This window comes from Micromonospora sp. NPDC049081, from assembly GCF_040648835.1.
Classification (GTDB): domain Bacteria; phylum Actinomycetota; class Actinomycetes; order Mycobacteriales; family Micromonosporaceae; genus Micromonospora; species Micromonospora antibiotica.
The window spans coordinates 205,877-232,330 of record NZ_JBEZEK010000002.1 but is presented as its reverse complement, the minus strand read 5'-3'; the positions used below and the strand labels follow the sequence as shown (position 1 = coordinate 232,330).

26 protein-coding genes and 2 pseudogenes are annotated in these 26,454 nt (G+C 72.1%); 15 read left to right on the top strand and 13 right to left on the bottom strand.

Features of this window, described 5'->3' with window-relative positions; all coding sequences use genetic code 11:
* Nucleotides 1-479 precede the first annotated feature (479 nt).
* The 5 genes from AB0B63_RS04905 to AB0B63_RS04885 all read right to left on the bottom strand — a co-directional run bounded on the left by AB0B63_RS04905 (nt 480) and on the right by AB0B63_RS04885 (nt 6,712).
* Nucleotides 480-2,222 (bottom strand): ABC transporter substrate-binding protein, encoded by a 1,743-nt coding sequence (locus AB0B63_RS04905; protein WP_357014652.1) that lies wholly within the window; start codon nt 2,220-2,222, stop codon nt 480-482.
* A 150-nt stretch (nt 2,223-2,372) separates the two neighbouring features.
* Nucleotides 2,373-3,359 (bottom strand): ABC transporter permease, encoded by a 987-nt coding sequence (locus tag AB0B63_RS04900; protein WP_357014650.1) that lies wholly within the window; start codon nt 3,357-3,359, stop codon nt 2,373-2,375.
* Nucleotides 3,360-3,371: 12 nt separating this feature from the next.
* Complete coding sequence (locus AB0B63_RS04895; protein WP_357014648.1) at nt 3,372-4,382, bottom strand: ABC transporter permease; 1,011 nt, start codon at nt 4,380-4,382, stop codon at nt 3,372-3,374.
* Entirely contained in the window at nt 4,379-5,470 is a 1,092-nt protein-coding gene (locus AB0B63_RS04890) for a dipeptide ABC transporter ATP-binding protein (RefSeq protein WP_357014646.1), read from the bottom strand. Before AB0B63_RS04890 ends, AB0B63_RS04895 begins: the two co-directional genes overlap by 4 nt.
* Before the next feature lie 114 nt (nt 5,471-5,584).
* Nucleotides 5,585-6,712 (bottom strand): ABC transporter ATP-binding protein, encoded by a 1,128-nt coding sequence (locus AB0B63_RS04885; RefSeq protein WP_357014644.1) that lies wholly within the window; start codon nt 6,710-6,712, stop codon nt 5,585-5,587.
* Between the two features lie 276 nt (nt 6,713-6,988).
* Here AB0B63_RS04885 and AB0B63_RS04880 point away from each other — a divergent pair, with 276 nt between their 5' ends.
* The 6 genes from AB0B63_RS04880 (at nt 6,989) to AB0B63_RS04855 (ending at nt 14,545) form a co-directional block, all read left to right on the top strand.
* A complete protein-coding gene (locus AB0B63_RS04880) occupies nt 6,989-7,537 on the top strand; it encodes a Uma2 family endonuclease (protein WP_357014642.1) in 549 nt (182 codons plus the stop codon).
* A gap of 32 nt (nt 7,538-7,569) precedes the next feature.
* The gene (locus AB0B63_RS04875; RefSeq protein WP_357014640.1) at nt 7,570-9,006 is read left to right on the top strand and encodes a TldD/PmbA family protein; all 1,437 of its coding nucleotides are present in this window, start codon (nt 7,570-7,572) and stop codon (nt 9,004-9,006) included.
* The gene (locus AB0B63_RS04870; RefSeq protein WP_357014638.1) at nt 9,003-10,439 is read left to right on the top strand and encodes a metallopeptidase TldD-related protein; all 1,437 of its coding nucleotides are present in this window, start codon (nt 9,003-9,005) and stop codon (nt 10,437-10,439) included. The genes AB0B63_RS04875 and AB0B63_RS04870 overlap by 4 nt, the downstream gene beginning before the upstream one ends.
* A gap of 284 nt (nt 10,440-10,723) precedes the next feature.
* Nucleotides 10,724-11,530, top strand: coding sequence for a hypothetical protein (locus AB0B63_RS04865; protein ID WP_204957815.1), 807 nt, complete (start codon nt 10,724-10,726; stop codon nt 11,528-11,530).
* A 13-nt stretch (nt 11,531-11,543) separates the two neighbouring features.
* Nucleotides 11,544-13,457, top strand: coding sequence for a fumarate reductase/succinate dehydrogenase flavoprotein subunit (locus AB0B63_RS04860; protein ID WP_208568031.1), 1,914 nt, complete (start codon nt 11,544-11,546; stop codon nt 13,455-13,457).
* On the top strand, nt 13,457-14,545 hold the full coding sequence (locus AB0B63_RS04855; RefSeq protein WP_208568030.1) for a succinate dehydrogenase/fumarate reductase iron-sulfur subunit: 1,089 nt from the start codon (nt 13,457-13,459) through the stop codon (nt 14,543-14,545). Before AB0B63_RS04860 ends, AB0B63_RS04855 begins: the two co-directional genes overlap by 1 nt.
* A 96-nt stretch (nt 14,546-14,641) precedes the next feature.
* On the opposite strand, the gene AB0B63_RS04850 is transcribed toward AB0B63_RS04855, so the two are convergent.
* On the bottom strand, nt 14,642-15,082 hold the full coding sequence (locus AB0B63_RS04850; RefSeq protein WP_357014635.1) for a (deoxy)nucleoside triphosphate pyrophosphohydrolase: 441 nt from the start codon (nt 15,080-15,082) through the stop codon (nt 14,642-14,644).
* 182 nt (nt 15,083-15,264) lie between these two features.
* On the opposite strand from AB0B63_RS04850, the gene AB0B63_RS04845 reads away from it, so the two are divergent.
* Nucleotides 15,265-15,573: a 4a-hydroxytetrahydrobiopterin dehydratase gene (locus AB0B63_RS04845; RefSeq protein WP_208568028.1), complete on the top strand. Its 309-nt coding sequence runs from the start codon at nt 15,265-15,267 to the stop codon at nt 15,571-15,573.
* 187 nt (nt 15,574-15,760) lie between these two features.
* On the opposite strand, the gene AB0B63_RS04840 is transcribed toward AB0B63_RS04845, so the two are convergent.
* Nucleotides 15,761-16,885 (bottom strand): septum formation family protein, encoded by a 1,125-nt coding sequence (locus AB0B63_RS04840; protein ID WP_357014632.1) that lies wholly within the window; start codon nt 16,883-16,885, stop codon nt 15,761-15,763.
* Nucleotides 16,886-16,996: 111 nt separating this feature from the next.
* Here AB0B63_RS04840 and AB0B63_RS04835 point away from each other — a divergent pair, with 111 nt between their 5' ends.
* The 3 genes from AB0B63_RS04835 (at nt 16,997) to AB0B63_RS04825 (ending at nt 18,962) form a co-directional block, all read left to right on the top strand.
* Entirely contained in the window at nt 16,997-17,359 is a 363-nt protein-coding gene (locus AB0B63_RS04835) for a PH domain-containing protein (protein ID WP_208568026.1), read from the top strand.
* 165 nt (nt 17,360-17,524) lie between these two features.
* The gene (locus AB0B63_RS04830) at nt 17,525-18,037 is read left to right on the top strand and encodes a GNAT family N-acetyltransferase (RefSeq protein ID WP_219464633.1); all 513 of its coding nucleotides are present in this window, start codon (nt 17,525-17,527) and stop codon (nt 18,035-18,037) included.
* A gap of 196 nt (nt 18,038-18,233) precedes the next feature.
* A complete protein-coding gene (locus AB0B63_RS04825; RefSeq protein WP_357014629.1) occupies nt 18,234-18,962 on the top strand; it encodes a class I SAM-dependent methyltransferase in 729 nt (242 codons plus the stop codon).
* 132 nt (nt 18,963-19,094) lie between these two features.
* Here AB0B63_RS04825 and AB0B63_RS04820 read toward each other — a convergent pair whose 3' ends face one another.
* The 6 genes from AB0B63_RS04820 to AB0B63_RS04795 all read right to left on the bottom strand — a co-directional run bounded on the left by AB0B63_RS04820 (nt 19,095) and on the right by AB0B63_RS04795 (nt 22,761).
* Nucleotides 19,095-19,562 (bottom strand): GNAT family N-acetyltransferase, encoded by a 468-nt coding sequence (locus AB0B63_RS04820; protein WP_357014627.1) that lies wholly within the window; start codon nt 19,560-19,562, stop codon nt 19,095-19,097.
* 120 nt (nt 19,563-19,682) lie between these two features.
* Nucleotides 19,683-20,078, bottom strand: coding sequence for a PIN domain-containing protein (locus AB0B63_RS04815; RefSeq protein ID WP_208568022.1), 396 nt, complete (start codon nt 20,076-20,078; stop codon nt 19,683-19,685).
* Nucleotides 20,075-20,314 carry a hypothetical protein gene (locus AB0B63_RS04810; protein WP_208568021.1) on the bottom strand — a complete coding sequence of 80 codons (240 nt, stop codon included), beginning with the start codon at nt 20,312-20,314 and terminating at the stop codon, nt 20,075-20,077. The genes AB0B63_RS04815 and AB0B63_RS04810 overlap by 4 nt, the downstream gene beginning before the upstream one ends.
* A gap of 69 nt (nt 20,315-20,383) precedes the next feature.
* A complete protein-coding gene (gene ychF, locus AB0B63_RS04805) occupies nt 20,384-21,469 on the bottom strand; it encodes a redox-regulated ATPase YchF (protein ID WP_208568020.1) in 1,086 nt (361 codons plus the stop codon).
* 59 nt (nt 21,470-21,528) lie between these two features.
* Nucleotides 21,529-22,263, bottom strand: coding sequence for a peptidase E (locus tag AB0B63_RS04800; protein WP_357014624.1), 735 nt, complete (start codon nt 22,261-22,263; stop codon nt 21,529-21,531).
* Nucleotides 22,264-22,383: 120 nt separating this feature from the next.
* Nucleotides 22,384-22,761 (bottom strand): hypothetical protein, encoded by a 378-nt coding sequence (locus AB0B63_RS04795; RefSeq protein WP_244252604.1) that lies wholly within the window; start codon nt 22,759-22,761, stop codon nt 22,384-22,386.
* Nucleotides 22,762-22,986: 225 nt separating this feature from the next.
* On the opposite strand from AB0B63_RS04795, the gene AB0B63_RS04790 reads away from it, so the two are divergent.
* From AB0B63_RS04790 to AB0B63_RS04770, 5 genes and pseudogenes are all read left to right on the top strand, one after another.
* Complete coding sequence (locus AB0B63_RS04790) at nt 22,987-23,496, top strand: SigE family RNA polymerase sigma factor (RefSeq protein ID WP_357014622.1); 510 nt, start codon at nt 22,987-22,989, stop codon at nt 23,494-23,496.
* On the top strand, nt 23,493-24,050 hold the full coding sequence (locus AB0B63_RS04785; protein ID WP_357014620.1) for a hypothetical protein: 558 nt from the start codon (nt 23,493-23,495) through the stop codon (nt 24,048-24,050). The genes AB0B63_RS04790 and AB0B63_RS04785 overlap by 4 nt, the downstream gene beginning before the upstream one ends.
* Nucleotides 24,051-24,319: 269 nt before the next feature.
* A pseudogene (locus AB0B63_RS04780) lies at nt 24,320-25,342 on the top strand (DNA-3-methyladenine glycosylase 2 family protein); the annotation flags it as partial.
* 192 nt (nt 25,343-25,534) lie between these two features.
* Nucleotides 25,535-25,900: pseudogene (locus AB0B63_RS04775) on the top strand (DNA-3-methyladenine glycosylase 2 family protein); the annotation flags it as partial.
* On the top strand, nt 25,897-26,424 hold the full coding sequence (locus AB0B63_RS04770; protein WP_357014618.1) for a methylated-DNA--[protein]-cysteine S-methyltransferase: 528 nt from the start codon (nt 25,897-25,899) through the stop codon (nt 26,422-26,424). The pseudogene AB0B63_RS04775 and the gene AB0B63_RS04770, both read left to right, overlap by 4 nt.
* Nucleotides 26,425-26,454: the final 30 nt, after the last annotated feature.

Here is a 26,454-nt window from a genome sequence, read left to right as displayed (position 1 = left end):
CGGCGGTGCTGTCCGCCTCGTCGGCGGCCCCCGACCCCGTTGATCAAGAGGTTTGCGTCATCCCACGGCCGAAATCTGACGCATACCTCTTGATCACCGGGGTCGGGTGGGGTGGGGGTGGGGTGTGGGGGGTGATCGTGGGTAACAGCACCAGGGCTCGTACTGCTGTCGGCGCGGGCCGACTACCGAGGGAGACGTTCGTGGCCTCCGGCACGGTGCTGCTCGGCGACAGGGCGTCCTACGTCACCGACGGCCACGGTGGATGCGCCGGTACGGGCGACCATGCCGACGTCAGCGAAGGCGCCCCGCGGAACCGGGGAACCCGGGAACCCGGGAACCCGCAAGATCGTGCTGGAACCAGGATGTAGGGGGATCGTGCGATTCCGAGGCCACTACATCCTGGTTCCAGCACGATCTTGAGCCGGGCGAGGCGACCCCCGACCAGGGTCGGGAGGGCGCCCGCCCGGCTCAGTGTGACGTCACTGCTTGACGTGGGCGTTGACGAAGGAGGGGTAGCCGAAGACGCTGGAGATGAAGACCCCGCCCGCCTTGGACCCGTGGACCGTGTAGGCCACGTCGACGAAGAGCGGCACCACCGGGGCGTACTCCGTCATGATCCGCCGGTCGAGCTTGCCCCATTCGGGGCCCTGGTCGGCCGGGGGCATCGCCTGGATGCGGTCGATCTCGGCGTTGACCGCCGGGTCGTTGAAGTACGCCTGGTTGCTGTTGCCCTCGGCCTTGATGGTGCGGCCGTCGTAGAGCACCGGCAGGATCGACGCGCCGCTGGGCCAGTCGGCGGCCCAGTTGCCGATGTAGAGGTCCCACGGGTTGTTCTTCTTCTTGATCTCGTCGAGCTTCGCGTCGTCCGGGATGTTCCGCACAGTGATCTTGAAGCCGGCGCGTTCCAGGTTGCCCTTGAGCTGGGTGCCGATCTGCTGTTCGGTGGCGCTGTCGGCGACACCGAGGACCAGCTCCGGGGTTTTCCCGCCGAGCAACTCCTTGGCCTTGTCGACGTCGCCGTTGGCGCCGGCCGGGTAGGCGTCGTACGCCTGGTAGCCGATGGTGGACGGCGGCATCAGGGTGGTCATCGGCTGGGCGACGGTCTGCCCACCGAGGGCCTTGACCAGGCCGTCCCGGTCGATGGCGTAGTTGAGCGCCCGCCGGACCGCGAGGTCGGTCACCCGCTGGTTGTTGATCACCAACTGGTTGGCGCTCGGCGTCGGGGACAGGATGCTCCGCGCCTTGAGGGCCTGGTCCTGGGCGACCCGGGCGACCAGCGAGGCGGGCACGTAGTTCCAGGCCAGCGCGCTCTGGTCGGTGCCGTTGTCGGCGATCACCCGGTTGACGGCCGCGTCGGGGGTCGGCCCGAAGGTCCAGACGAACTGGTCCGGGTACTGGTGGCGGACCGGGTCGGTGGCGGCGTCCCAGTGCGGGTTGCGGTCCAGGGTGAGTTGCACCCCGGCTTGGTTCTTAGCGATCTTGTACGGTCCGGAGGAGAACGGCTTCTGGTCCAGGTTGACCCCGGTGTCCCGGTCCGGCCGCAGTGGCGCGGTCGTTGGCAGCGAGACCGCGAACGGCAGGTCGCAGCGGGGCTTGGCGAACTCGAACCGCACCGTCTTGGCGTCCGGGGTGGTCAGGCCCGGCGGCAGCGACGTCTTGTTCTTCGCGAAGTCCCACTTCGTGTCGTACTGCGGGCTGTCGGCCAGCCACTCCTGCAGGTAGGTGGGGCCGCCCGTCAGGTCGGGGTCGAAGGAGCGGGCGATGCCGTACGCGATCTCCTTGGACGTGATCGGGCTGCCGTCCTCGAACTTGACCCCGTCCTTGACGGTGAACTCCCAGACCCGGCAGTCGCTGTTGACGTTGTTGCCGGGGGTCTGCGCCAGGTCACCGACCAGGACCAGGCCACCCTTGCCGTCGTCCTTCCAGGTGGTCAGGTAGCGGGCGAAGAGCGGGTTGGCCATCAGCCCGGCGAAGGAGTACGTCCGCTGCGGGTCCAGGTGGGAGATGGGCGTCTCCCGGATGACGGTGAAGGTGCCGCCCTTCGCCGCGCCGGCCACCTCGGCGGCGGGGCCCTGCGAGTCCTTCGGGTCGGTGGCGATAACCCCGGTCTGCTGCCGGTCGGTGTCCACGGTGGTGCCTTCGCCCGTGTTCTCCGAGCAGGCCCCCAACGCCACCACCAGGGCGATCGCGCCGCCTGCGGCGGCTGCTGCGCGTGGTCGCATTCCTACCTCCTCCACCCCGTCACCGTCGGGCGTGAACGCCGACGTCCCGAGGATCGTCAAGAAGAAAAACTTCGGACTGTCTAACAGATGTCGACAACTCTTGTCGCCCGGCGGGCCGGGTGCGCTGCACCCGACAGGCCGCCCGCCGGCTCAGCGCAGCCGTACCCGGGGGTCGATCGCCGCGTACAGCAGGTCCACCAGCACGTTCGCCAGCACCACGAAGACCGCCGCGATCAGCACGGTCGCCATGATGGTGGGCAGGTCACCGGCGCGCACCGCGTCGACCGCCGTGCGCCCCATGCCGTTGAGGCCGAAGGTGGTCTCGGTGATCACCGTGCCGCCGAGCGCGCCGCCGACGTCCAGGCCGGCGATGGTCACCACCGGGGTGATCGCCGCGCGCAGCGCGTGCCGGCCGTACACCGTGGGTTGGGACAGGCCCTTGGCCCGCGCGGTGCGGACGAAGTCCTCGGACAGCGTCTCCAGCATCTGCGCCCGGGACAGCCGGGCGTAGATGGCGGAGAAGAGGAACGCCAGCGCCAGCCAGGCCAGCACCAGGCCACTGGCCCACCTGACCGGGTCGTCCAGCAGCGGCGTGTAGCTGGGCACCGGCAGCCACCGCAGCGTGTAGACGAACACCAGCAGCAGCACCGCCCCCACGAAGTACAGCTGCAACGACGCCCCGGCCAGTGAGAAGCCGATCGCCGCCCGGTCCAGCCAGGTGCCTCGGCGTAGCGCCGACACCACACCCAGGCCTACCCCGAGCAGCAGCCACAGGACCGCCGCCGGGACGACGATGCTCAACGTCACCGGCAGCACCCGGGCGATGGTGTCGGTGACGGCCTCGTTGGACACGTACGACCAGCCCAGGCAGGGGGCGTCGCACCGGCCGCCCTGCGCGCTGCCGAGGTCCCGGCCGGCGACGATGCCCTTCATGTAGCCGGCGTACTGGCTGATCAGCGGGTCGCGCAGGCCCAACTCCTGACGGACCCGTTCCAACCGTTCCGGGTTGCAGTTCTTCGGGCACATGCCGGTGACCGGGTCCCGGGGCAGGGCGAAGAACATCAGGAAGCTGAGCACGCTGACCGCGAAGAGCGTCAACGTCGCCGAGAAGAGCCGCTTGACCAGGAACCGCGCCACCGCCGCACCCTCCTACCGGGACGACTTCGGGTCGAGTGCGTCGCGCAACGCGTCACCGAAGAGGTTGAAGGCGAACACGAGCGCGAAGATCGTGACGCCGGGGAAGAAGACGTACGCCGGGTCGGTCTGGAGGTAGTCCAGGCTGCGGTAGATCATCCGGCCGAAGCTCGGGGTCGCGTCGGTCAGCCCGACCCCGATGAACGACAACGCCGCCTCGCCGGTGACGTACGCCGGCACCGCCAGCGAGAAGGACACCAGGATCGGCGCCCAGAGGTTGGGCAGCAGTTGCCGGAACAGCATGTGTCCCAGCCCCGCGCCGCTGGCCCGCGCCGCCTCCACGAACTCCCGCTCGCGCAGCGCGATCACCTGCCCGCGCACCAGCCGGGCGGTGCTCGTCCAGCCGAACAACGCGAAGACGGCGATCAGCACCCCGATCTGGAACGCGGCCGGCACCTCGTCCCGCTGGCCGTAGAAGCGCAGCGCGAGGGTCGGCGTCAACGCCAACGCGATGATCAGGAACGGCATCGCCAGGGTCAGGTCGGTGACCCAGTTGACCACCGCGTCCACCCAGCCGCCCAGGTAGCCGGCGACGGTGCCCAGCACGACACCGATCACCGCCGTGGTCACCGCCGCCGCCACGGCGATGAACAGTGAGGTACGCAGCCCGTGCACCAGCCGGATGAAGATGTCCCGGCCCAGCCCCGGCTCCAGCCCGAACCAGTGCTCCCCGGTCACCCCGCCGGCATAACCGAGCGGCATCCCGAACCCGTCCAACCGGGACTGGAACTGCTCCCGGGGGCCGACCCCGTACGCCCACTCGATCAGCGGGACGGCGAGCGCCACCAGCACGAAGAAGACCAGCATCGCACCGCTGACCAGCCCGGTCCGGTCGCGCCGCAGCCGGGCCCAGGCGAGCTGGCCGGGCGAGCGTCCGACGAACCCGGACCCGGACCGGTCGCCACCCGGCCCCGTCCCGGTCTCGGCTTCGGCCAGCGCCGCCGGATCGACCGGGGACACACTCATCGCGCCACCTCCCCGGCGTTCCCGTCCAGCCGGCCCGCACCGCCGCCCGCAGGCGTCGCGTCCACGACGGCACCGCCCGGCCCGGCCGCGTCCGGGTGGGGCGGGGTCGGCGGTCCGGCCTCCGGGAAGTGGCAGGCGGCCGCCTGCCGGGCGTCGTCGCGGGTCACCAGCGTCGGCTCCTCACGGGCGCACACCTCCTGCGCCCGGGGGCACCGGGTACGGAACCGGCACCCCGACGGCGGGTCCAGCGGCGTCGGCACCTCCCCGGTCAACCTGATCCGCCCGGCCGGCCCGAGCGCGCCCACGTCCGGGATCGCCGACAGCAACGCCCGGGTGTACGGGTGCCGGGGTCGCTGGTAGATGTCGTCCCGGTCGCCGATCTCCACGATCCGGCCCAGGTACATCACCGCGACCCGCTGGCAGAAGTGCCGCACCACGGCCAGGTCGTGCGCGATGAACACGAACGCCAGGCCGAGGTCGCGTTGCAGGTCCCGCAGCAGGTTCACCACCTGTGCCTGGATCGAGACGTCGAGGGCGGAGACCGGCTCGTCGGCGACGATCAGCCTGGGTCGCAGGGCCAGCGCGCGGGCGATCCCGATCCGTTGCCGCTGCCCACCGGAGAACTCGTGCGGGTACCGGTTGTAGTGCTCCGGATTGAGCCCGACCAGTTCCAGCAGTTCCCGGACCCGCGCCTTCACCCCGCCGGGTGGGTCGATCCCGTTAACCTGCAACGGCATCGCCACGATCCGCCCGACGGTGTGCCGGGGGTTCAGCGAGGCGTACGGGTCCTGGAAGATGATCTGGAGGTCCTGCCGCAGCGGGCGCAGCTCACGCCGACGGGCGTGGGTGATGTCCCGGCCGGCGAACTCGATCGTCCCGGCGGTCGGCTCCAGCAGCCGGACCAGCAGCCGGCCGGTGGTGCTCTTGCCGCAGCCGGACTCCCCCACCAGGCCCAACGTCTCGCCGGGTCGCACGTCGAAGTCGAGCCCGTCGACGGCCCGCACCAGCCCCCGGGACCGCAGGCCGCTGCGTACCGGGAAGTGCTTGGTCAACCCCCGCACCCGCAACAACGGCTCGGCCGCGTTCATGGCAGCCACCTCTCGCCCGCGACTGCGGGACTCCGCTGCGCTACGTTCCTCGCGCTCATGGCAGCCACCTCTCGCCCGCGACTGCGGGACTCCGCTGCGCTACGTTCCTCGCGCTCATGGCAGCCGCCTCTCGCTCAACGCCCCGGCCGCCAGGCGGGTGCGCTCGTCGGGGGGCAGGTGGCAGGCGACCAGATGGCCGTCCGCGCCGGTCGGGACGAGGCGCGGCACCTCGGCGCGGGAGCGGTCGCCGGCGTACCGGCAGCGCGGGTGGAACGCGCAGCCGGGGGGCAGGTGGATCAGGGAGGGCGGGTTGCCGGGGATGGGCACCAGGTCCGCGTCCGGGTCGCCGTGCAGCGACGGCACGCTGGAGAGCAATCCCCAGGTGTACGGGTGCTGCGCCCGGCGGAGCACCTGTGTCGCGCTGCCCTGCTCGACCACCCGACCGGCGTACATGACCAGCACGTCGTCGGTGACCTGGGCGACCACTCCCAGGTCGTGGGTGATCAGGACGATCGCGGTGTGGAACTCGGCCTGGAGGTCGGCGAGCAGGTCGAGGATCTGCGCCTGCACCGTCACGTCCAGGGCGGTGGTCGGCTCGTCGGCGATGATCAGCGCCGGGTCGTTGACCAGCGCCATCGCGATCATCGCCCGCTGCCGCATGCCGCCGGAGAACTCGTGCGGGTACTGGTCGTAGCGGCGGGCCGGCTGAGGGATGCCCACCCGGTCGAGCATGTCCACGGCACGGGTCCGTGCCGCCCGCCGCCCCGCCCGGGGGTGGTGCACCCGGTACGCCTCGGCGATCTGCCGCCCCACGGTGTAGTAGGGGTGCAGCGCGGAGAGCGGGTCCTGGAAGATCATCGCCACGTCCCGGCCGCGCAGCCGGCGTATCCGGTCCTCGGGGAGGCCGACGAGCTGCCGGCCGCCGACGGTGATCCTGCCGGTGACGGTGCTGCGCCGGGGGTCGTGCAGGCCGAGGACGGCCAGCGAGGTGACGCTCTTGCCGGAGCCCGACTCGCCGACGATGCCGAGCGTCCGGCCGCGCCGGACGGTGAAGGACACCCCGTCGACCGCGCGCACCACACCGTCGGCGGTGTCGAACCGCACCCGTAGGTCGTCCACCCGCAGGTACGGCTCGTCGTCGACGCGCTGCCCCGACTCGACCGGGCGACGTCCTCCGCGCTGCCCCGGCACGGCCGGGCCGGCGTCCGGCGGGCCGGCCGGCGCTGCTTGCGGACTGTCCACGACCGCCTCCCTCGGGTTGTAGGGAACCTACAACAAAGAGCCAAGGCTGAAAATAAGCTACGGACCGTGAGCTGACAGCGGACCACAGCGTAACGACCCGATGACCCCACCGCGCACCCTCGGCCGCCCCCGCCCCGCCCGAAGTAGCGCGGCCGTCATCGTCGCGGCTCCGCGTCGCCGTGCGGTGTCGTCACCCGCCGGTCGCACCCGGGGTGCGACCATGGCCCTGGTGCCCGATGGAGGATGCCCGGCGACACGAGGTGGAGGTGACCGACCATGACCGCAGCGATGTTCGGCCACGACGGACCGTGGACCGAAGAGGAGTACCTCTCCCTCGATGAGACGTCCCAACGCGTCGAACTCTTCGACGGGAGCCTCCACGTGACCCCAGCCCCCACCCCCCGCCACCAGCGCATCTCGCGCAAACTGGGCAACATACTCGAACCGGCGGCCGAGAAGGTCGGCCTGGAACTGCTGGAGGCGGTGAACGTTCGACTCCGGCCCGGCCGCATCCCCATCCCCGACCTCATCATCACCGATCCGGTGAATCTGGACGTGCTCATGATCGAGGCAGATGAAGTGCACCTCATCTGCGAGATCATCTCGCCGAGCAACGCGTCCACCGACAAGGTCCTGAAGATGCACTACTACGCGGCAGCCGGCATCGAGTGGTACCTGCTGGTGGAGCAGAAGACCGGCGCGCTACGCCTCTACCGTCGGCGGGGCCGCCACTACACGGAACACTCCGCCACCAAACGCGGAGAAACCCTGCGCCTGCTTGAGCCGGTGCAGGCCACGATCCGCCCCGAGCATCTGGTGCCCTGACGGATGTCGGTGGGCTGGCCTAGGGTCGGTCCATGACCGAGTTCGATGCCGCAGCCGCCGCCGTGCAGGCCGCCCTCGACGCGGGTGCCCGGTATGCCGACGCCCGGGTGATGCACCTGCGCTACGAGTCGATGTCCGCGCGCAACGGCGACATCGAGGAGCTGACCCAGGACGAGAGCCTCGGCCTGGGGGTGCGCGCGCTGGTCGGGTCGGGGTGGGGCTTCCACGCCGTACCCGAGCTGTCCGACGCGGCGGCGCGCGAAGCCGGCCGGCGGGCCGCGCAGGTCGCCGCCGCAAGCGCCCGGGTGCCCGGCCCACCGATCACGCTGACCCCGGCCGAGCCGGTGGTGGCGAGCTGGGCCTCCGACTGCGCCGTCGACCCGCTCGGGGTGGCCCTGTCCGACAAGGGTGACCTGCTGGTCCGGGCCACCGAGGCGGCCCGTGGGCAGGGTGCCGACCTGGCCCAGGGGCTCTACCAGGTCTGGGACACCCGCAAGTGGTTCGTCTCCAGCGAGGGGCACCGCATCGACCAGCACATCCGCGAGTGCGGCGGCGGCATCTCGGCCACCTCGATCGGCGAGCACGAGACCCAGCGCCGCTCCTGGCCGAGCTACCGGGGCCAGTACGGCACCACCGGCTGGGAGCTGGTCGAGTCACTGGATCTGACCGGGCACGCCGCTCAGATCGCCGACGAGTCCCGGGCGCTGCTCACCGCCCCGCAGTGCCCGGCCGGCGAGACCGACCTGATCCTCGGCGACGAGCAGCTCGCGTTGCAGATCCACGAGTCGGTCGGGCACGCCATCGAGCTGGACCGCATCCTCGGCTGGGAGGCGGCGTTCGCCGGCACCTCCTGGCTCGACCTGGCCCAGCTCGGCTCGCTGCGCTACGGCTCCGAGCTGATGAACATCACCATCGACCCGACGATCCCCGGCGCGCTGGGCAGCTTCGGCTTCGACGACGAGGGCTCCCCGGCGGTCAAACGCGACGCGGTACGCGAGGGCCGCTGGGTCGGGGTGCTCGCCGGCCGGGACTCGGCCGCCGTCGCCGGCCTGGACCACGGCGGCAGCGTACGCGCCGACGGCTGGGCCCGGCTGCCGATGGTGCGGATGACCAACGTGGGCCTGGAACCCGGCCCGCACACCCTCGACGAGATCATCGCGGCGACCGACGACGGGGTGCTGATGGACGTCAACCGGTCCTGGTCGATCGACGACCGGCGGCTCAACTTCCAGTTCGGCTGCGAGATCGCCTGGGAGGTGCGCAACGGCCGGCGCGGCCGGATGCTGCGCAACCCCACCTACACCGGCATCGGGCCGCTGTTCTGGCGGTCGATGGACATGCTCTCCTCCGAGATCGTCCCGTGGGGCACCCCGAACTGCGGCAAGGGCCAGCCCGGCCAGATCGGGCACACCGGCCATCCGGCCGCGCCGGCCCGGTTCCGGGGCGTCCGGGTGGGGGTGCGGGCATGACCGGCCTGCGGGACGCCGGGGCGACCGAGCTGGACGTCGCCGCCCGGGTGGTGGAGCTGGTCCACCAGCTCGCCGGGCCGGCCGCCGAGGCCGAGGCCATCGTCGTCCGGCACGACCTGGCGCTGACCCGGTTCGCCAACTCGTTCATCCACCAGAACGTCGCCGAGTCTCAGGTGACGGTGCGGCTGCGGGTGCACGTCGACGGCCGCACGGCCACCGGTGGCGGCAGCCTGGTCGACCCGGACGGGCTGCGCGCCCTGGTCGGGCGGACCCTCGCCGCGGCCCGGCTCTGCCCGCCCGACCCGGCCTGGCCGGGGCTGACCCCACCGTCGGCGGTGCACTCCAACGGCCTGCTCGACGAGGCGACCGCCTACGCCGAGCCGGCGGACCGCGCCGACCGGGTCCGGGCCTTCGTCGACGCGGTGGGCGGGCTGGAGGCGGCCGGCTACTGCCGCACCTCCTACCGGTCGGGGGCGTTCGCCAACTCGGCCGGCCAGTCGGCGCAGGGGCGCACCACCGAGGCGGCGATGGACGGCATCGCCCGCACGGGCGGCGCGGACGGGGTGGCCCGGCTCTGCGCCGGTCGCCTCGACGAGGTGGACGGCACGCTCCTGGGGGTCCGGGCGGCGGCGAAGGCACGGGCCGCCGCCGACCCGGTCGAGCTGCCCCCGGGCCGGTACGAGGTGGTCCTCGAACCGGCCGCCGTGGCCGACCTGTTGCAGAATCTCGCCTGGTCCGGTTTCAACGGCAAGCGGTACCTCGAACGTCAGTCGTTCGCCCGCCCCGGCACCGCCCAGTTCGATCCGGCGGTGACCCTGGTCGACGACCCGACCGGCACGCTGCCGTTCGACCTGGAGGGCACCCCGCGTCGGGCGCTCACCCTGGTCGAGGCGGGCACCACCCGTGCGGTTGCCCACGACCGGCGCAGCGCCGCCGCGGCGGGCACGACGTCGACCGGGCACGGGACGCCCGACGGGTCCACCTTCGGCCCGGTCCCCAGCAACCTGCGGTTACTCGGGGCACCCGAGGGCGGCCCGACCGGCGGGGCGGTGGACCCGGCGACAGACGGCGACCCGACCGGCGGCCCGGTGCCGGGGGCGGTGGTGGATGCGGACACCGCCGCGCTGGTCGCCCCCATGACCCGGGGGCTGCTGGTCAGCGACTTCTGGTACACCCGGGTGCTCGACCCGTTGAGCCTGGTGATCACCGGGTTGACCCGCAACGGGGTGTGGCTGGTGGAGGACGGCGTGCCGGTGCGGGCGGTGCGGAACTTCCGCTTCACCGAGTCGTACCCCCGGGCGTTGGGGCCGGGCACGGTGCTCGGCCTCGGCCGGCGGCCGGTCCGCCAACCGGACCGCACCGACGGCGACTGGTGGGAGGGGCCACCGCTGCGGCTGGCCTCGTGGAACTTCACCGGTGGCGCCTCGGGCTGACCGGTTCCCGCTGGTCCGCCGGGGGGTGTGGCCGGTTGGCCGCAACCGGTCAGGATTGATCACGGTCCGGGTCTTTCCAAGGTGCGGGACACACGGGACACTGCGTTGCGCGGCCCGACCGTGATGATCGGCGTAACGTGTGTCACTTAGCTGCGCCGATGTCCCGGCGTGGTCGCCTGCTTGCGCACGACGCGGCAGTGGACACGGTCCGGCCGGTCCACTGACCGGCACGGAACGTGAACCGCCCGCCCGCGAGGGCCCGTCCCGTCAGGAAGACGACTCGAATGACATCAACGGCAACGAAGCCGCGGGGTGCGCGGGCGCGCGCCGCCATCGCGGCGAAGACGTTGCGGACCGACCGCTGGTGGTTCGCCCCCCTGATCACCGTCGTCGGGCTCAGCGCCTGGGTGGCGTACGCGACCGTCCGGGTGTTCATGCACAAGTGGTACTGGGTGGACCAGTACCACTACCTGACGCCGTTCTACTCCCCCTGTGTGACCGACCGGTGTGTCGAGGGTTCCTCGCACTTCGGCACTCTCCTGCCCGGCTGGTGGATCATCCCGGACGCGGCGCTGACCCTGCCGTTCCTGCTGCTGTTCCGGTTGACCTGCTACTACTACCGCAAGGCGTACTACCGGTCGTTCTGGTTGTCGCCGCCGGCCTGCGCGGTGCCGGACGGGCACAAGTCCTACTCCGGGGAGACCCGGTTCCCGCTGCTGGGGCAGAACCTGCACCGCTACTTCTTCTACGCCGCCGCGATCATCTCGCTGATCAACACCTGGGACGCGGTCCTGGCCTTCCATTCGCCAGAGGGCTTCGGCTTCGGGCTGGGCAATATCGTCCTGCTGGTCAACGTGGTGATGCTGTGGGCGTACACGATCTCCTGCCACTCCTGCCGGCACATCATCGGCGGCCGGTTGAAGCACTTCTCCGCGCACCCGGTGCGGTACCGGGCCTGGACGTTCGTGTCCAAGCTGAACACCCGGCACATGCAGCTCGCCTGGATCACCCTCGGCACGCTGGCCTTCACCGACTTCTACGTGATGGCCATCGCCGCCGGCTGGTTCACCGACCTGCGGTTCATCAACTAGAGGGCGCGGCGACATGACCACTACCACTCGCATCGAACGACACCACTACGACGTCGTCGTGATCGGGGCCGGCGGCGCCGGCCTGCGCGCGGCGATCGAGGCCCGGCTCGCCGGCAAGAAGACCGCGATCATCTCCAAGTCGCTCTTCGGCAAGGCGCACACCGTGATGGCCGAGGGCGGCGCGGCGGCAGCGATGGGGAACGTGAACAGCCGGGACAACTGGCAGGTGCACTTCCGCGACACCATGCGCGGCGGCAAGTTCCTCAACAACTTCCGGATGGCCGAGCTGCACGCGAAGGAGTCGCCGCAGCGGATCTGGGAGCTGGAGACGTACGGGGCGCTCTTCGACCGGACCAAGGACGGCAAGATCTCCCAGCGCAACTTCGGTGGGCACGAGTACCCCCGGCTGGCGCACGTCGGTGACCGGACCGGCCTGGAGCTGATCCGTACCCTCCAGCAGAAGATCGTCTCCCTCCAGCAGGAGGACAAGCGCGACCTCGGCGACTACGAGGCCCGGATCAAGGTCTTCTCCGAGACCACGATCACCGAGCTGCTGCTCGACGGGGACCGGGTGGCCGGGGCGTTCGGCTACTACCGGGAGTCCGGGGAGTTCATCCTGTTCGAGGCCCCGGCGGTGGTGCTGGCAACCGGTGGCGTCGGCCGGTCCTACAAGGTCACCTCGAACTCCTGGGAGTACACCGGGGACGGGCACGCGTTGGCCCTGCGCGCCGGGGCCACGCTGATCAACATGGAGTTCCTCCAGTTCCACCCGACCGGCATGGTCTGGCCGCCCTCGGTGAAGGGCATCCTGGTCACCGAGTCGGTGCGTGGTGACGGCGGGGTGCTGAAGAACTCCGACGGCAAGCGGTTCATGTTCGACTACGTCCCCGACGTCTTCCGCAAGCAGTACGCGGAGACCGAGGAGGAGGCGGACCGCTGGTACACCGACCCGGACAACAACCGACGCCCGCCGGAGCTGCTCCCCCGCGACGAGGTCGCCCGCGCGATCAACAGCGAGGTCAAGGCCGGTCGGGGTACGCCGGCCGGCGGTGTCTACCTGGACATCGCCTCCCGGCGTTCGGCCGACGAGATCCGTCGCCGGCTGCCGTCGATGTACCACCAGTTCAAGGAGCTGGCCGACGTCGACATCACGGCCGAGCCGATGGAGGTCGGGCCGACCTGCCACTACGTGATGGGCGGCGTCGAGGTGGACCCGGACTCGGGGGCCGCGTACGGCACCGTGCAGGGGCTGTTCGCCGCCGGTGAGGTGTCCGGTGGCATGCACGGCTCCAACCGGTTGGGTGGCAACTCCCTGTCCGACCTGCTGGTCTTCGGCAAGCGGGCGGGCGGGCACGCGGCGTCGTACACCGATCAGCTGACCTCGCGGCCGAAGGTGCCGGTGGGTGCGGTGGAGACCGCCGTGGAGGCGGCGCTGGCGCCGTTGCAGCGGGACACCGGGGAGAACCCGTACACCCTGCAGCAGGACCTCCAGGCGGTGATGGGGGATCTGGTCGGGATCATCCGCCGGGAGGGCGAGCTGGTCGACGCGCTGCACAGGCTGACCGAGCTGCGCGAGCGGGTGGCGAAGGTGAGCGCGGCCGGCGGCCGGCGCTACAACCCGGGCTGGCACCTGGCGTTGGACCTGCGCAACATGCTGGTCGTCTCGGAGTGCACCGCGAAGGCGGCGCTGGAGCGGCAGGAGTCGCGTGGCGGGCACACCCGCGAGGACTTCCCGACTATGGATCCGAGCTGGCGTCGGGTCAACCTGGTCTGCGCCCTGGACGGCGACACGGTCCGGCTGGAGCACAAGCCGCTGCCGAAGATGCGGGCCGAGTTGATCGGTCTCTTCGACCGGACCGAGCTGGCCAAGTATCTGACCGACGAGGAGCTGGCCGACTTCGACGCCCTCACCGAGGAGGCGAACTGATGGGAAGCAAGAGGGAGTTCCGCATCTGGCGGGGCGACGAGACCGGCGGTGACCTCCAGGACTACTCGGTCGAGGTGAACGAGGGCGAGGTCGTCCTCGACGTCATCCACCGGCTCCAGGCCACCGAGGCGCCGGACCTGGCCTGCCGGTGGAACTGCAAGGCGGGCAAGTGCGGCTCCTGCTCGATGGAGATCAACGGCAAGCCCCGGCTGAGCTGCATGACCCGGATGTCGACGTTCGAGGAGTCGGAGACCGTCACGGTCACCCCGCTGCGGACCTTCCCGGTGATCCGGGACCTGGTCACGGACGTCTCGTTCAACTACGAAAAGGCGCGGGAGACGCCGGCCTTCGCCCCGCCGGCCGACCTGGCCCCGGGCGAGTACCGGATGCAGCAGGTCGACGTGGAGCGCTCGCAGGAGTTCCGCAAGTGCATCGAGTGCTTCCTGTGCCAGAACGTGTGCCACGTGATCCGCGACCACGAGGAGAACAAGCCGGCCTTCTCCGGCCCCCGGTTCTTCATCCGGGCCGCCGAGCTGGACATGCACCCGTTGGACGCGAAGACCGACCGCAAGCAGTACGCGCAGCAGGAGCAGGGGCTCGGCTTCTGCAACATCACCAAGTGCTGCACGGAGGTCTGCCCCGAGCACATCAAGATCACCGATAACGGGATCATCCCCATGAAGGAACGGGTCGTCGACCGCAGGTACGATCCCCTGGTATGGCTCGGTAGCAAGATCTTCCGTCGGGGCGAGACGCCCCAGAGCACCGCGAACAGCGCGGGAAAGGGGTCCGTGGTGCACAGCGGCGCTCGTCAGACCGGGGTCCACTCGCACGCCGGCGGTTCCGGCGACCCGGCCGCGGAGGCCCAGGCGCAGCAGGGTGTGAACTGGCACCGTGAGGTCCCACATCCGACGATGCCGGCGGTCGACGACCGGGGCAGGCTCCCGCTGACGGAGCTGACCTTCGACCGGGCGGCGGCCCCGTCGCCGTTCGGTGACGACGTCACCTTCCCGCTGCCGCCGGAGCACCTCAACTTCGCCCACCCGAGCCAGGACGACAAGCCGGCAGGCGAGGGCGACCGGCACTGACGCCACCCGGTGGGCCCGCAACGGGCACGACAGACGACGGGGGTCGCGGCGCAAGCCGCGGCCCCCGTCGCCGTCCGCACCCGGGTGGCCGACCCGTCAGTCGGCGGCCAGCAGCGGGCGGAGGGCGGCGACGATCGGCGCGTCGGCGGGAAGCCAGGTGACGCTGTCCAGCTCACCGGCGGCGAGCCAGCGCAGCGCGGAGTGTTCCAGCGCGCGCGGCTGGTCGCCGTGCAACAGGCGGGCCGCGTACACCTTCAAAACCGACCGGCCGTGGGCCATCCGGACGTCCCGGCCGATCCGGTCGCCGATCGCCACCCGGACGGCCAACTCCTCGGCGCACTCGCGGATCAGCGCGGCCGTCTCGCTCTCGCCCGGCTCGACCTTGCCGCCGGGAAACTCGAACAGCCCGGCGACCTCGGGGGGCGCGGTGCGCGCACAGGCGAGCACCCGCCCCGCGGAGATGATCGCCGCACCCACGACCACCCGCGGCTCACGCCGGTCGGTCTGCCCGTCACCGCTACACCGTTCGGTCTGCACGGGCGTCCAGCGTGCCAGATCAATCGTCGGTTTGGGTACCGTCCTCGACCGGTAGGCCAATAAGAGACGGAAGTGTGGGCGTGGACACACCGCCGTCAGGTCGACAGACTGTTAACACCACGAGGACACGGGACGGCGACGATTTGGCCACAAGCCGGCAACGGCGCCTGGGAGGTGCGGTGATGCGCGCGCTGTTCACCAGCCGAACCAAGCACGACTATCTCAGTGACGCCCTCACGCTCCTGCACGGGTGGACCCGTGACGGTGAGCAGATCCGCCGCACTCTGGTGATAGACGACTCCCAGCACGCGGAGCTGACCGAGCGGGTCAAGGTCGTCGCGGACGCGTTGCGGTTGCGACCGGACATCAGCCGGCAGGACACCGAGACGCGCATCCGGGTCGGCCACGGCGACGGCGAGCCACTCACCGACGGTGAGGTGCTGCTCGCCGCCCGCATCGAGGACGCGTACCGTGCGGTGACGGCGGACTGAGCGCCCCGCGACGGCGGGCACCCGTCCGACGGCAGCACGCCCCCGGTCACCCCCGTCATCGTCGGCCCCCGTCCGTCACCGCACCGTCGCCACCCGCCTCAGCCTAGGGCCGATCAGCGGCCGGCCAGCTCCCCGGAACGTCCGACCCACCCCCACCGAGTGGTCAACTCGACACCTTCGGTGACGGTCACCGCATCGGTTCACCCTGCGCGGTGGGCAACCGGAGGGCCTGGCGTACGGCGAGCTCGGTGGCCGGGTCCGGGTGCTGCCCCGCCTGCGCCACGATCTGGAGCAGCCTGCCCCGGTCGGGCTCGCCGTCGGCGTCCCGCCAGGCCGGCTCGTCCTGCTCCATCTCGGTGAGCAGCCGCTCCATCGCCGGTCGGACCGCCTCCGGCCAGGGTTCCCGGCGCAACCGGAACCACATGTCGGTGTGGGTGGCCTCGGCCCGGCGGACCGCGTCACGCAACGTCGCCGGGGTGCTGGTCGACCCGCCGGCCACCAGGGCGGCCCGCGCCTCGGTCCAGTCCCGGCTGGCCAGCAGGTAGCCGAGCTGCGCCGGGTCGAGCACCGTACCGTCCATCCGCAGCGGGCGGGACAGCTGGGTCGGTGAGGTCAGATAGCAGGTGATGGTGGGATCGGTGGACCAGTCGACCCGGGTCGGCAGGTACCAGCTCAACCGCACCTCGGCGGGCAACCCCAGCGGGTCCACCACGTAGCTGCGCTGGCGCTGCCGGCAGAGCGTCTCCGCCCGCTGGGAGAGCACCGCCGCGCCGGGGTAACGCTCGTCGGCGGAGCGTTCGTACGCCGGGAAGTCGTCGACGTACTCGGCGTTGTGGGGCGCGTCACAGCCGACCCGGGTGACCTGCTCGGGTGCGGTACGGCTGGCGGTGGCCCCGGTGGGCACCCGGAAGCAGTCCCCCACCCGCAGCCCCCGCAGCCCGGTGTCCGGGTCGGTGCCGGTCGCCGTGACGCCCCACGCCACCAGGCCGGCCAGCACCCAGCCGCCGAGAAGCACCAGCCCGGCGGTCACCAGAGCCTTCCCCCGCTCGCCCTCGCGCCTGATCCGTCGCAGCGCGAACACGGCGGTGACCGGCGCGAGCACCCCGCCGAGCAGGCCGAACACGAGGGTGACGACGGCCATCCGGTTCAGCCGGCCCCGGGTGGGCGGCCGCTGCGGCCACGGCTCCCAGTCGGGCACGTCGGTGGTGCCCGCCCGGCGGGGCGCAGCCGCGTCCGCGCCACCGGTCGGTGCCGCCGAGGGCTCCGGCCGGGCCTCGTCGGTGGGTTGCGCCTCGGAATGCTCGCTGGTCACGCCGCTTCCCTCCCCCGTCGCCCGCGTCTGGCCAGGCATGGGGAGACTAGTCGACGGGGCCAACCGGCGGGCAACCGCCGACGCTGGCGGGCACCTCCTACCGTGGATTCCATGGCAAATGCGACGTACGACCGCAAGGAGCAGTTCAACCAGATCCGCAGTGGACTGCTCGACGGGGAACAGATCATCGCCGTCTACGACGCCGTCGGCACCGGCACCGGGTTCATCGGCCTGACCGACCGGCGGGTGATCATCCAGGACCGGTCATTCGTGGGGAAGAAGTTCGCGATCACCAGCATCCCGTACTCCAAGATCACCAGCGTGAGCGTGGTGAGCAACAAGTCGTGGGGCGGGGAGTTCTTCTCCACCGGCTCGATCGCGGTGCACGTCGGCACCCACACCTACGAGGTGGAGTTCCGGGGGGCGCAGAAGAGCCACCACGTGCACAACGTGATCCTGCACTACATCTCCTGACCGCCCCCGCCCTGCCGGCCACCGACCCGCCCGCCGGCCCGCCCCGCCCGCCGCGCCGCCGACGGGTGCCCACCCCGCTCCGCCCGACCCCCGGACCGGGCGGTCCCTGGAATACTCGGCCCATGCGGACGACTCTCCACTGTGGCCGGCGGGGGCAGGTGCGGCGTGTTCCTGCGTGACGTGCTGGCCACCGACGTCGAGGCGTACCTGCGGATGCGCTGCGACCCGGTGATGATGGCCGAACTCGGCGGGCCGCTGCCGCCGGCCCACGTGACCCGGCAGGTCCGCCGGGACGCCCGGTTGGCCGCCGACGGCACCGCCCTGATCAAGATGATCGTGGTGGACGACGCCGTCGCCGGGACCGTCACCCTCTGGCGGCCCGCGCCGGACGACGGGACGGCCGCCGAGATCGGCTGGATGGTGCTGCCCGAGTTCCAGGGCCGGGGCCTGGCCAAGCGGGGCGTCCGCGCGCTGCTCGACCAGGCCCGGGCCGAGCGACGGTGGGACACCGTGCACGCCTTCCCGGCCGTCACCAACGGCCCGTCCAACGGGATCTGCCGGGCACTCGGATTCACCCCGCGCGGCGAGGAGGACGTCGAGTTCAACGAGCAGGTGATCCGTACCCGGCACTGGACGCTGGACCTGGCCCGCCCGCCGGAAACCGGGTTGCCCCACTGACGGGCCGCTGCTTGGCTGGCCGTGAAGCCGACCGGAAGGAGCTGACGACATGTCGTACGTGACGGGGTCCACCCAGGCGCCGACCATCCTCCGACAGCGGAAATCGAGGCTTCATGACCACCAGCGACACGGCAGTGCCGGCACGGCTCAGCGCCGGTAACGACAGAGCGGTCCGGCCCGGGGAAGGGGGCCGCTGATGTCGGTGTTCGACGACCCGGGCCACTTCGGCAGGATGTGGGCCGACAGGTACGACAGCCCCGGCAACCCCGACCCGGCACCGGCGGTGGACTTCCTCGCCGGTCGGGCCGACGGCGGACGGGTGCTGGAACTCGCCATCGGGACGGGCCGGGTGGCGTTGCCGCTCGCCGCCCGGGGCGTACCCGTCGACGGGGTCGAGGCGTCACCGGAGATGGTGGCGAAGCTGCGTGCCAAGCCCGGCGGAGACGGCATCCCGGTCACCGTCGGCGACCTGGCCGACGTGCCCGTCACGGGTCCGTACCAGCTGGTCTACCTGGTGTTCAACACCCTGTTCAACCTGGTGCGCGCGCAGCGGCAGCAGGACTGCTTCCGCAACGTGGCCCGGGTGCTGGCCCCCGGTGGCGAGTTCGTCGTCGAGGCGTTCGTGCCCGACCCGGCCAACTTCGACCGGGACGAGCAGGTACAGATGCGGGCGGTGACCGAGGACTCCGCCACCATCCGGCTGCACCAGTACGACCGGGCCGCACAGACCTTCATCCGGCAGACGATCACCTTCGACCGCGACGGGGTGCACCTGGAACCGTTCGCGATGCACTACCGCTGGCCGGAACAGATCGACGAGCTGGCCGAACAGGCCGGACTGCGGCTCGTCGCCCGGTACGCCGACTGGCACCGGCACCCGTTCGGCGACGACAGCCGATCGCACGTCTCGGTCTACCGCCGCTGAGGGGTGGACCGGCCGGGGTCGGGGCATCCGTCCCGACCCCGGGGCGGGCGAATCCAATCCCCGGCCCCCGTCGTGCGCACCGGCCCGACGGGTGTGTCGCCCAGCCGGGCGCTGCGACCCGGGGGCGGGGTGTCAGAGCCGTTTGATCATGCGGATGGCGGTGACCTCGAAGCCCATCTGCTCGTAGAGGGCCCGCGCGCCGGTGTTGAAGCCGAAGACGTTCAGCCCGATGGCGACCACCCCCAACTCCCGGCAGAGCCGCTCGGCGGCCTCGATGATCGCCCGACCGTGGCCCCGGCGGCGCAACTCCTCGCGCACCGCGAAGTCGTAGCCGAAGGCGTGCAGGCCGTCGGACCTCTGCTCCAGGTGCAGCCAGAGCCGACCGACCTCGACGTCGTCGTCGTACGCCGTCCAGAGCCGGTGCCCCTCGGTGGCCAGGCCGTCGGGCAGCAGGCCCTGGAAGTCCTGCCGGGCCTTCTCCCGCGCCTCCGGCAACGGCATCGCCCCGGAGGCGGCGATGTTGCGCGCGTAGTCCTCCTCGGCGTGTTCCCGGTAGCGGAGGTACTGCTCGTCGGTCATCGGTTCCAGTCGCAACGCCACGCCGTCACGGTAGGCCCGCACCGCCCGGGCCCGCTGCCCGCAACGGGGTGACGCGCGGCTCACCCCGGTCGGCGTCGCCGGTCAACGACTTGACGCACCGTCGCGACCTTCGTGACCCACCTACAGCGCTATGGTCCGAACCTGCCGCCCGCACAGCTTGACCATGTCGTCGACATCGGATGTCAGGAGCGCCACCGGTGCGGGTAGCCGTAGCGCCACCTCGGCGACCATGGCGTCGATGGCGTACCTGTGCCCGTGCAGCCCTGCCGCCTTCAGCAGCGCAGCACTGCGACGGGCACTCTCCTTCGTCACCGCCTCCACCCGGATCCGGGACAGCAGCCAGTTCAGCCGCGCGATGTCCACACCGGAGTGGGAGACCTCGATGATCGTGGCCGCCGACATGGCGAGATCGACCCCGTCCCGCTCCGCCTGCTCCAGTAGGCGCATCACCTTTCGATCCTGGTCGATCCACCCTGAGAAGCCCTGCGAGTCGAGCACCAGCGACTCAAGGCTCACGCCGCACGCCCGGTCTCCTCGGTCCCGTGCAGGAGCGCCCGAGCCGCGGCCATCTCCTCGTCAGTGAACGCCCCGAGGTCGCCTTGGTAGCGATCCAACTCCTCCCGGAGAAGTCTGCGCCGCTCGGCCCGCTCGGCCAGCTCGGTGAGGTAGCCGGAGACGTTGTCGGTGTGCGTCTTCATGCTCTCCAGCAGCTCTGCCGGCAGCGTGATCGTGACCTTCTTCGTCCTCGCCATCGATCGACCATACCACGGTGTTACCACCGCCGGGCGAACCGATCCGATGCGGCAGACGGTGGACCGGAATCAGACGTTGAAGCGGAACTCCACCACGTCGCCGTCCTGCATGACGTACTCCTTGCCCTCGATCCGGACCTTGCCGGCGGCCTTCGCCGCCGCCATCGAACCGGCCGCGACCAGGTCGCCGTAGGAGACCACTTCGGCCTTGATGAAGCCGCGCTGGAAGTCGCTGTGGATCACCCCGGCGGCCTCCGGGGCGGTCGCGCCGACGGGCACCGTCCAGGCCCGCGCCTCCTTCGGCCCCGCCGTGAGGTACGTCTGGAGCCCGAGCGTGCGGAAGCCGACCCGGACGAGCTGGTTCAGCCCCGGCTCGGACTGCCCGATGGACTCCAGCAGCTCGCGGGCCTCCTCCTCGGGCAGGTCCACCAGCTCGGATTCGATCTTGGCGTCCATGAACACCGCCTCGGCGGGGGCCACCAGCGCGCGCAACTCGTCGAGGAAGGCGGCGTTGGCCAACTCCGCCTCGTCGACGTTGAAGACGTAGAGGAACGGCTTGGTGGTGAGCAGGTGCAACTCCCGCAGGTGCTCCAGCTCGATCTTGGCGGCGGCAGCCCCCGCGTACAGGGTGGTGCCGCCGTCGAGCACCTCGACGGCCTGCTTCGCGGCGGTCACGGCGGCGGCCCGGTCCTTGCGGAGCTTGGCCTCCTTCTCCAGCCGGGGCAGCGCCTTCTCCAGGGTCTGCAGGTCGGCGAGGATCAGCTCCGTGTTGATCGTCTCGATGTCGTCGGCCGGCGAGACCTTGCCGTCGACGTGCACCACGTTCGGGTCGGAGAAGGCCCGCACCACCTGACAGATGGCCGAGGCGTCCCGGATGTTCGCCAGGAACGCGTTGCCCCGGCCCTGCCCCTTCGACGCCCCCCGGACCAGACCGGCGATGTCGACGAACGACACCGGCGCGGGCAGCACCTTCTGCGACGAGAAGATCTCCGCGAGCTTGTCGAGCCGCCCGTCCGGCAGCCCCACCACCCCGACGTTGGGCTCGATGGTGGCGAACGGGTAGTTCGCCGCGAGCACGTCGTTCTTGGTCAGCGCGTTGAACAGGGTGCTCTTGCCGACGTTGGGCAGGCCGACGATGCCGATGGTGAGACTCACGACGGGCCAGCTTACGCCGTCGGCCCCCGGTACCCGGCAGGCAGGCCCGTCGGAGACGCTCAGGCGGTCAGCAGCCGGGGCTCGATCCGGGTCTCCCGCACCCCACCCGCACCGTCCGGCACCACCTCGTACGCGGCCACGCCGGGCCGGTCGGCGACCGCCTCGGCCAGCCGGGTGCCCCGGTAGACCAACCCCACCCCGTCGTCGGTGCAGTGGCTGGCCGGCAGGGTGCCGTCGGCGACCAACCGGTGCAGCAGCGGCCGGCGCTGCGCCTCACTGTCGTAGTGCACCCCGTTGCCGTACGGCAACCAGCCCAGGCCGTCGGTGTAGGCGCGCAACTGCCGCCCGAAGCTGTCGGTGGGCCCGCCGACGTGCCAGCAGATCGAGCCCGCGGAGACCCCACCGAGCACCACCCCGGCCTCCCAGCACTCGCGCAGGATCTCCGGCAGGCCGTGCACCCGCCACACCGCGCACAGGTTGGCCACGCTGCCGCCACCGACCCAGATGATGTCCTGGCCGAGCAGGTGGGCCCGGACGGCTTCGACGTTGGGCATCGGAAACAGCGCCAGGTGCGACGGGCGGTAACGGGTACCGGCGAACGCGCCGTGGAAGATCGTCAACGAGGTGGGCTGGTCGCCGACGGCCTGGTTGAGATAGCAGATCCTCGGCTCGTCGACCTGCGCCAACTCGGCCATCAGGTCGAAGACCGGCCCGGGGACGGCATCCAGGGGCCCCCGGTTACGGCTGGTGAAACCCATGCTGGTGGCGACGATCGTCGGTTGAACGGCGGGCATCCTGGTCCTCTCGCTGGCTGACTCCCGCTCCCATCCTGCGCCACCGCCGGCCCCGGCCACCCCGACCCCCGGCAACCGCCGCCCGGCGGGTCGCGCCGCCGCTGCGGTCACCGACCCGGATCACCCGGCGAGACGCCAGCCCGCCCCGCCGTCGGTCACCCCGGGCAACTCACCCGCCGCCGCGAGCGGCAGGGTGAACCGGTCCCGCGCGGTCGGGCCGGCCCGCTCGGACTCACCGAGCATCCAGTGGACCTCGTCGGCCGTCCAGCCCAGCCCCCGCCGACCGGCGATCTCCCGGACCAGCCGCCGGCCGACCCGGGTGTCGTCGTCGTAGAACCGCATGCACCAGTGGTGCGCCCACATGCCCAGCGCCCGCAGGCCGGCCGCGTCGAGGGACCCGGCCAGCCGACCGCACGCGGTGTCGGCGAACGGCCGCGCCGGGTCGTCGGCCCGGTCCCGCTCGATCGCACCGAAGGCGGCCGGCGCGACCACCCGCATCCGGTCGTAGAGGCCCTGCGCGGCGGCCTCGTCCGGCCGCGCCCGCCCTGACCGAGGGTCGCCCCGCCCGGTCACGCTCGCCATCGCCGCACCCTTCTGGAGTTGGTGCCGGGACGCTACCGACCACTACCGACACTTTGCCGCGGGAAACTCCCCGCGGATCCCGGGATAGCTGCGCCGGGCTGGGGCGTCTGTATCGGTGACAGCCAACATCGGGGAGGGCGGGTGGACGAGGACGACCGGGCCCGGCTGGCCGAGTTCGTGGCCAGCCGGACGCCGGCCCTGATGCGGGTCGCGTACCTGCTCACCGGGGACCGGCACACCGCCGAGGACCTGTTCCAGTCGGCGCTGGCCAGGACCATTCCGAAGTGGCGCGACCTGCGTCACACCGACCCGGAGGGTTACCTGCGCGCGGTCATGTACCGGGAGCAGGTCAGCTGGTGGCGGCGACTGCGCCGGTACCGGGAGACGTTGCTCACCGGTGCCGCCGAACGGGCCGGTCCCGACCCGTTCGGCGGCACCGACGTACGCCTGGCGATGCGGGCCGCGCTGCGCGCGCTGCCGGCGGCCCAGCGCACGGTCGTGGTCCTGCGCTACTACGAGGACCTGACCGAGACCCAGGTGGCCGCCGCGCTCGGCTGCTCGGTCGGCACCGTACGCAGCCGCACCCACCGGGCCGTGGCCCGGTTGCGGCAACTCCTGCCGGACATCGAACTGCTGGAGGTACGGCGGTGACCACGCCCATCGAGGACCTCATCCGCGCCACCCTCACCGACCTTGCCGAGGAGGCACCGACAGTGCACGACCAGTTGACCCGCGCGGAACACCGGGCCCGCACCCGACGCCGCGCCACCGTGACGATGAGCGCCGTGGGTGCCGTCGCCGCCGTGCTGATCGCCGCCCCGCTCGCGATGGCCGCCAGCGGTCGCGGGGACGCCCCGCCCGCCGTACCGGCCTCGACGCCGAGCAGGGGGCCGGCCGCGCCGGTCCCCGCCCCGGACCGGACCGCACCGCCCGTCGACCGGCCACCGCTGACCGGCCGGACCGCCGAACCGGGCGCACCCGTCCCGGCCCGCACCGCCGCACCGGCGGCACCCGGGATGCCCGCACCGGCCCGGACCGCCGCACCGGCAGCACCCGGGATGCCCGCACCGGCCCGCACCGCACCCCCCGTCGACCAGCCCCGGACCGGCCGGGTCCCCGCCGCACCGGTCCCCGCCCGCACCGCACCGCCCGTCGACGAGGGCCCACGGGCCGGCCGGCCGGCCGGCCCGACGACGGGGAACTGACGCACGGCGACCCTGCCGGCCGTCGACTGACTGCTGTCGGCCGGCGGGGTCGCCCGCCCTCGCGCCGGGCCGCCCCCTCAACCCGGTCGGGCCACCCCCTCAGCCCGGTCGGCGCGAATGTGGCCGCCACCGGCCCACCGCCGGGCCCGGCACGCCCCCTCAGCCCGGTCGGCGCGAATGTGGCCGCCACCGGCCCACCGCCGGGCCGGGCACGCTCAGGTCCGATTCCCGCGAGCCACCGCCGCTGAGCTGCGGGCATGATCGGTGGCGTGGAGTTGGACTTTGAACGGTGCTACCGGGCCGTGGACAGCCGTGACCAGCGGTTCGACGGCTGGTTCTACACCGGCGTCACGTCGACCGGGATCTACTGCCGGCCGTCGTGTCCGGCGATGACGCCGCAACGGCGCAACGTCCGGTTCTTCCCGTCGGCCGCCGCCGCGCAGGGGGCCGGGCTACGGGCCTGCCGCCGGTGCCGGCCGGACGCCGCGCCCGGTTCCCCGCAGTGGGACGTCCGCGCCGACGTGGTGGGTCGGGCCATGCGGCTGATCGCCGACGGGGTGGTCGACCGGGACGGCGTGCCGGGGCTGGCCGCCCGGCTGGGCTACACCGAGCGGCACCTGCACCGGATGCTCCGGGCGGAGTTGGGTGCCGGCCCGTTGGCGCTGGCCCGGGCGCAACGGGCACAGACCGCACGGACGCTGATCGAGACCACCGGACTGGGCCTGGCGGAGGTGGCGTTCGCAGCCGGCTTCGGCAGTGTGCGGCAGTTCAACGACACCGTCCGCGAGGTGTACGGGACGGTGCCGTCGCAACTGCGTACCGGGCGGGGCAGCCAACCGGCACCGGGCGGGGCGGGCACGATCACGCTCCGGTTGGCGTACCGGCCGCCGCTGCACGCCGCTGCCCTGCTGGAGTACCTCGCCGCCCGGGTGCTGCCCGGCCTGGAGGAGGTGCGCGACGGGACGTACCGCAGGGGGTTGCGGCTGCCGCACGGCCCGGCGGAGGTCGCGTTGACGCCGACGCGCGGACACGTCGTGGCGACGCTGCGGCTGGCCGACCTGCGGGACCTGGCCCCGGCGGTGGCCCGGTGCCGGCGTCTGTTCGACCTGGACGCCGACCCGGAGGCGATCGACCAGACACTGGCCGCCGACCCGGCCCTGGCCGGGGTCGTCGCCGCCGAACCCGGGGTCCGTGTGCCCCGGTCGGTGGACGGCTTCGAGTTGGCCCTGCGCGCCATCGTCGGCCAGCAGGTCTCCCTCCCCGCCGCCCGCACCACCCTCACCCGCCTCCTAACCCACCCCACCCCCAGCCCCACCCCCGGCCCCGGTCCCGGCCCCGGTGATCAAGAGGTTTGCGTCACGGAGAGCGCTTCCCCGCGACGCAAACCTCTTGATCACCCCGCCGAGACGGGCGGGGACGGCGGGGCGGGCGGGGGCGGCGGGGCGGGCGGGGCGGGCAGTGGGGGGTGGGGGGTGTGGGGGGTTCCGGGGGCGGAGGAGGTGCTGGGGTTGCCGGATGCGGCGTTCGGGATGCCGGTCGCCCGACGGGAGACGATCCGGGCGCTGGCCCGGGCGGTCGCCGCCGGGGAGATCGACCTGGAACCGGGCGGGGACCGGGCCGAGACGGTACGGCGGTTGACCGCACTGCCCGGGATCGGCCCGTGGACGGCCGGTTACCTGGCCATGCGGGCTCTCGGCGACCCCGACGTGCTGCTCCCCACCGACCTCGCGATACGCCGGGGCGCCGCCGCCCTCGGCCTGCCCCACACCCCCACCACCCTGGACGCGTACGCCGACCGTTGGCGGCCCTGGCGGTCGTACGCGGCGATCAGACTCTGGAGAGCGGCATGACCACCATCGGCACCACCACCATCGGCACCACCACCATGGACACCCCGGCCGGCCCGCTCAGCGTGCTGGTCGACCCGGACGGCGCGGTCCGGGCCGCCGGGTTCACCACCGACCCGCAGAGCCTGCTGCCGTTGGTGCACCCGAGCCTGCGTGGCCCCCTGGAGCCGTACGCCGACCTCGGGCCGGTGACCGCCGCCGTCCGCGCCTACCTCGACGGGGACCTGACCGCGATCGACGGGGTGCCGGTACGGCAGCAGAGCGGCGGCGCGTTCCAGACCCACGCCTGGACCGTGCTGCGCGACGTCAAGCCCGGTGAGCCGATCACCTACACCGGGTACGCCGCGCTGGCCGGCCGGCCCGCCGCGGTCCGGGCGGCCGCCGCCGCCTGTGCCCGTAACGCCGCCGCCCTCTTCGTCCCCTGTCACCGGGTGCTGCGCACCGACGGGACCCTCGGCGGCTACCGGTACGGGCTGCCGGTGAAGAAGTGGTTGCTCGGGCACGAGCGCCGGCTGACGGCAACCTGACAGCGGCATCGACGCGGATCGACGCTACCG

Coding starts and splice junctions, on each gene's coding strand:
- AB0B63_RS04905 (WP_357014652.1), bottom strand. CDS start 2,222: ATGCGACCACGCGCAGCAGCCGCCGCAGGCGGCGCGATCGCCCTGGTG.
- AB0B63_RS04895 (WP_357014648.1), bottom strand. CDS start 4,382: ATGAGTGTGTCCCCGGTCGATCCGGCGGCGCTGGCCGAAGCCGAGACC.
- AB0B63_RS04890 (WP_357014646.1), bottom strand. CDS start 5,470: ATGAACGCGGCCGAGCCGTTGTTGCGGGTGCGGGGGTTGACCAAGCAC.
- AB0B63_RS04880 (WP_357014642.1), top strand. CDS start 6,989: ATGACCGCAGCGATGTTCGGCCACGACGGACCGTGGACCGAAGAGGAG.
- AB0B63_RS04875 (WP_357014640.1), top strand. CDS start 7,570: ATGACCGAGTTCGATGCCGCAGCCGCCGCCGTGCAGGCCGCCCTCGAC.
- AB0B63_RS04870 (WP_357014638.1), top strand. CDS start 9,003: ATGACCGGCCTGCGGGACGCCGGGGCGACCGAGCTGGACGTCGCCGCC.
- AB0B63_RS04865 (WP_204957815.1), top strand. CDS start 10,724: ATGACATCAACGGCAACGAAGCCGCGGGGTGCGCGGGCGCGCGCCGCC.
- AB0B63_RS04860 (WP_208568031.1), top strand. CDS start 11,544: ATGACCACTACCACTCGCATCGAACGACACCACTACGACGTCGTCGTG.
- AB0B63_RS04855 (WP_208568030.1), top strand. CDS start 13,457: ATGGGAAGCAAGAGGGAGTTCCGCATCTGGCGGGGCGACGAGACCGGC.
- AB0B63_RS04845 (WP_208568028.1), top strand. CDS start 15,265: ATGCGCGCGCTGTTCACCAGCCGAACCAAGCACGACTATCTCAGTGAC.
- AB0B63_RS04835 (WP_208568026.1), top strand. CDS start 16,997: ATGGCAAATGCGACGTACGACCGCAAGGAGCAGTTCAACCAGATCCGC.
- AB0B63_RS04825 (WP_357014629.1), top strand. CDS start 18,234: ATGTCGGTGTTCGACGACCCGGGCCACTTCGGCAGGATGTGGGCCGAC.
- AB0B63_RS04810 (WP_208568021.1), bottom strand. CDS start 20,314: ATGGCGAGGACGAAGAAGGTCACGATCACGCTGCCGGCAGAGCTGCTG.
- AB0B63_RS04800 (WP_357014624.1), bottom strand. CDS start 22,263: ATGCCCGCCGTTCAACCGACGATCGTCGCCACCAGCATGGGTTTCACC.
- AB0B63_RS04795 (WP_244252604.1), bottom strand. CDS start 22,761: ATGCGGGTGGTCGCGCCGGCCGCCTTCGGTGCGATCGAGCGGGACCGG.
- AB0B63_RS04770 (WP_357014618.1), top strand. CDS start 25,897: ATGACCACCATCGGCACCACCACCATCGGCACCACCACCATGGACACC.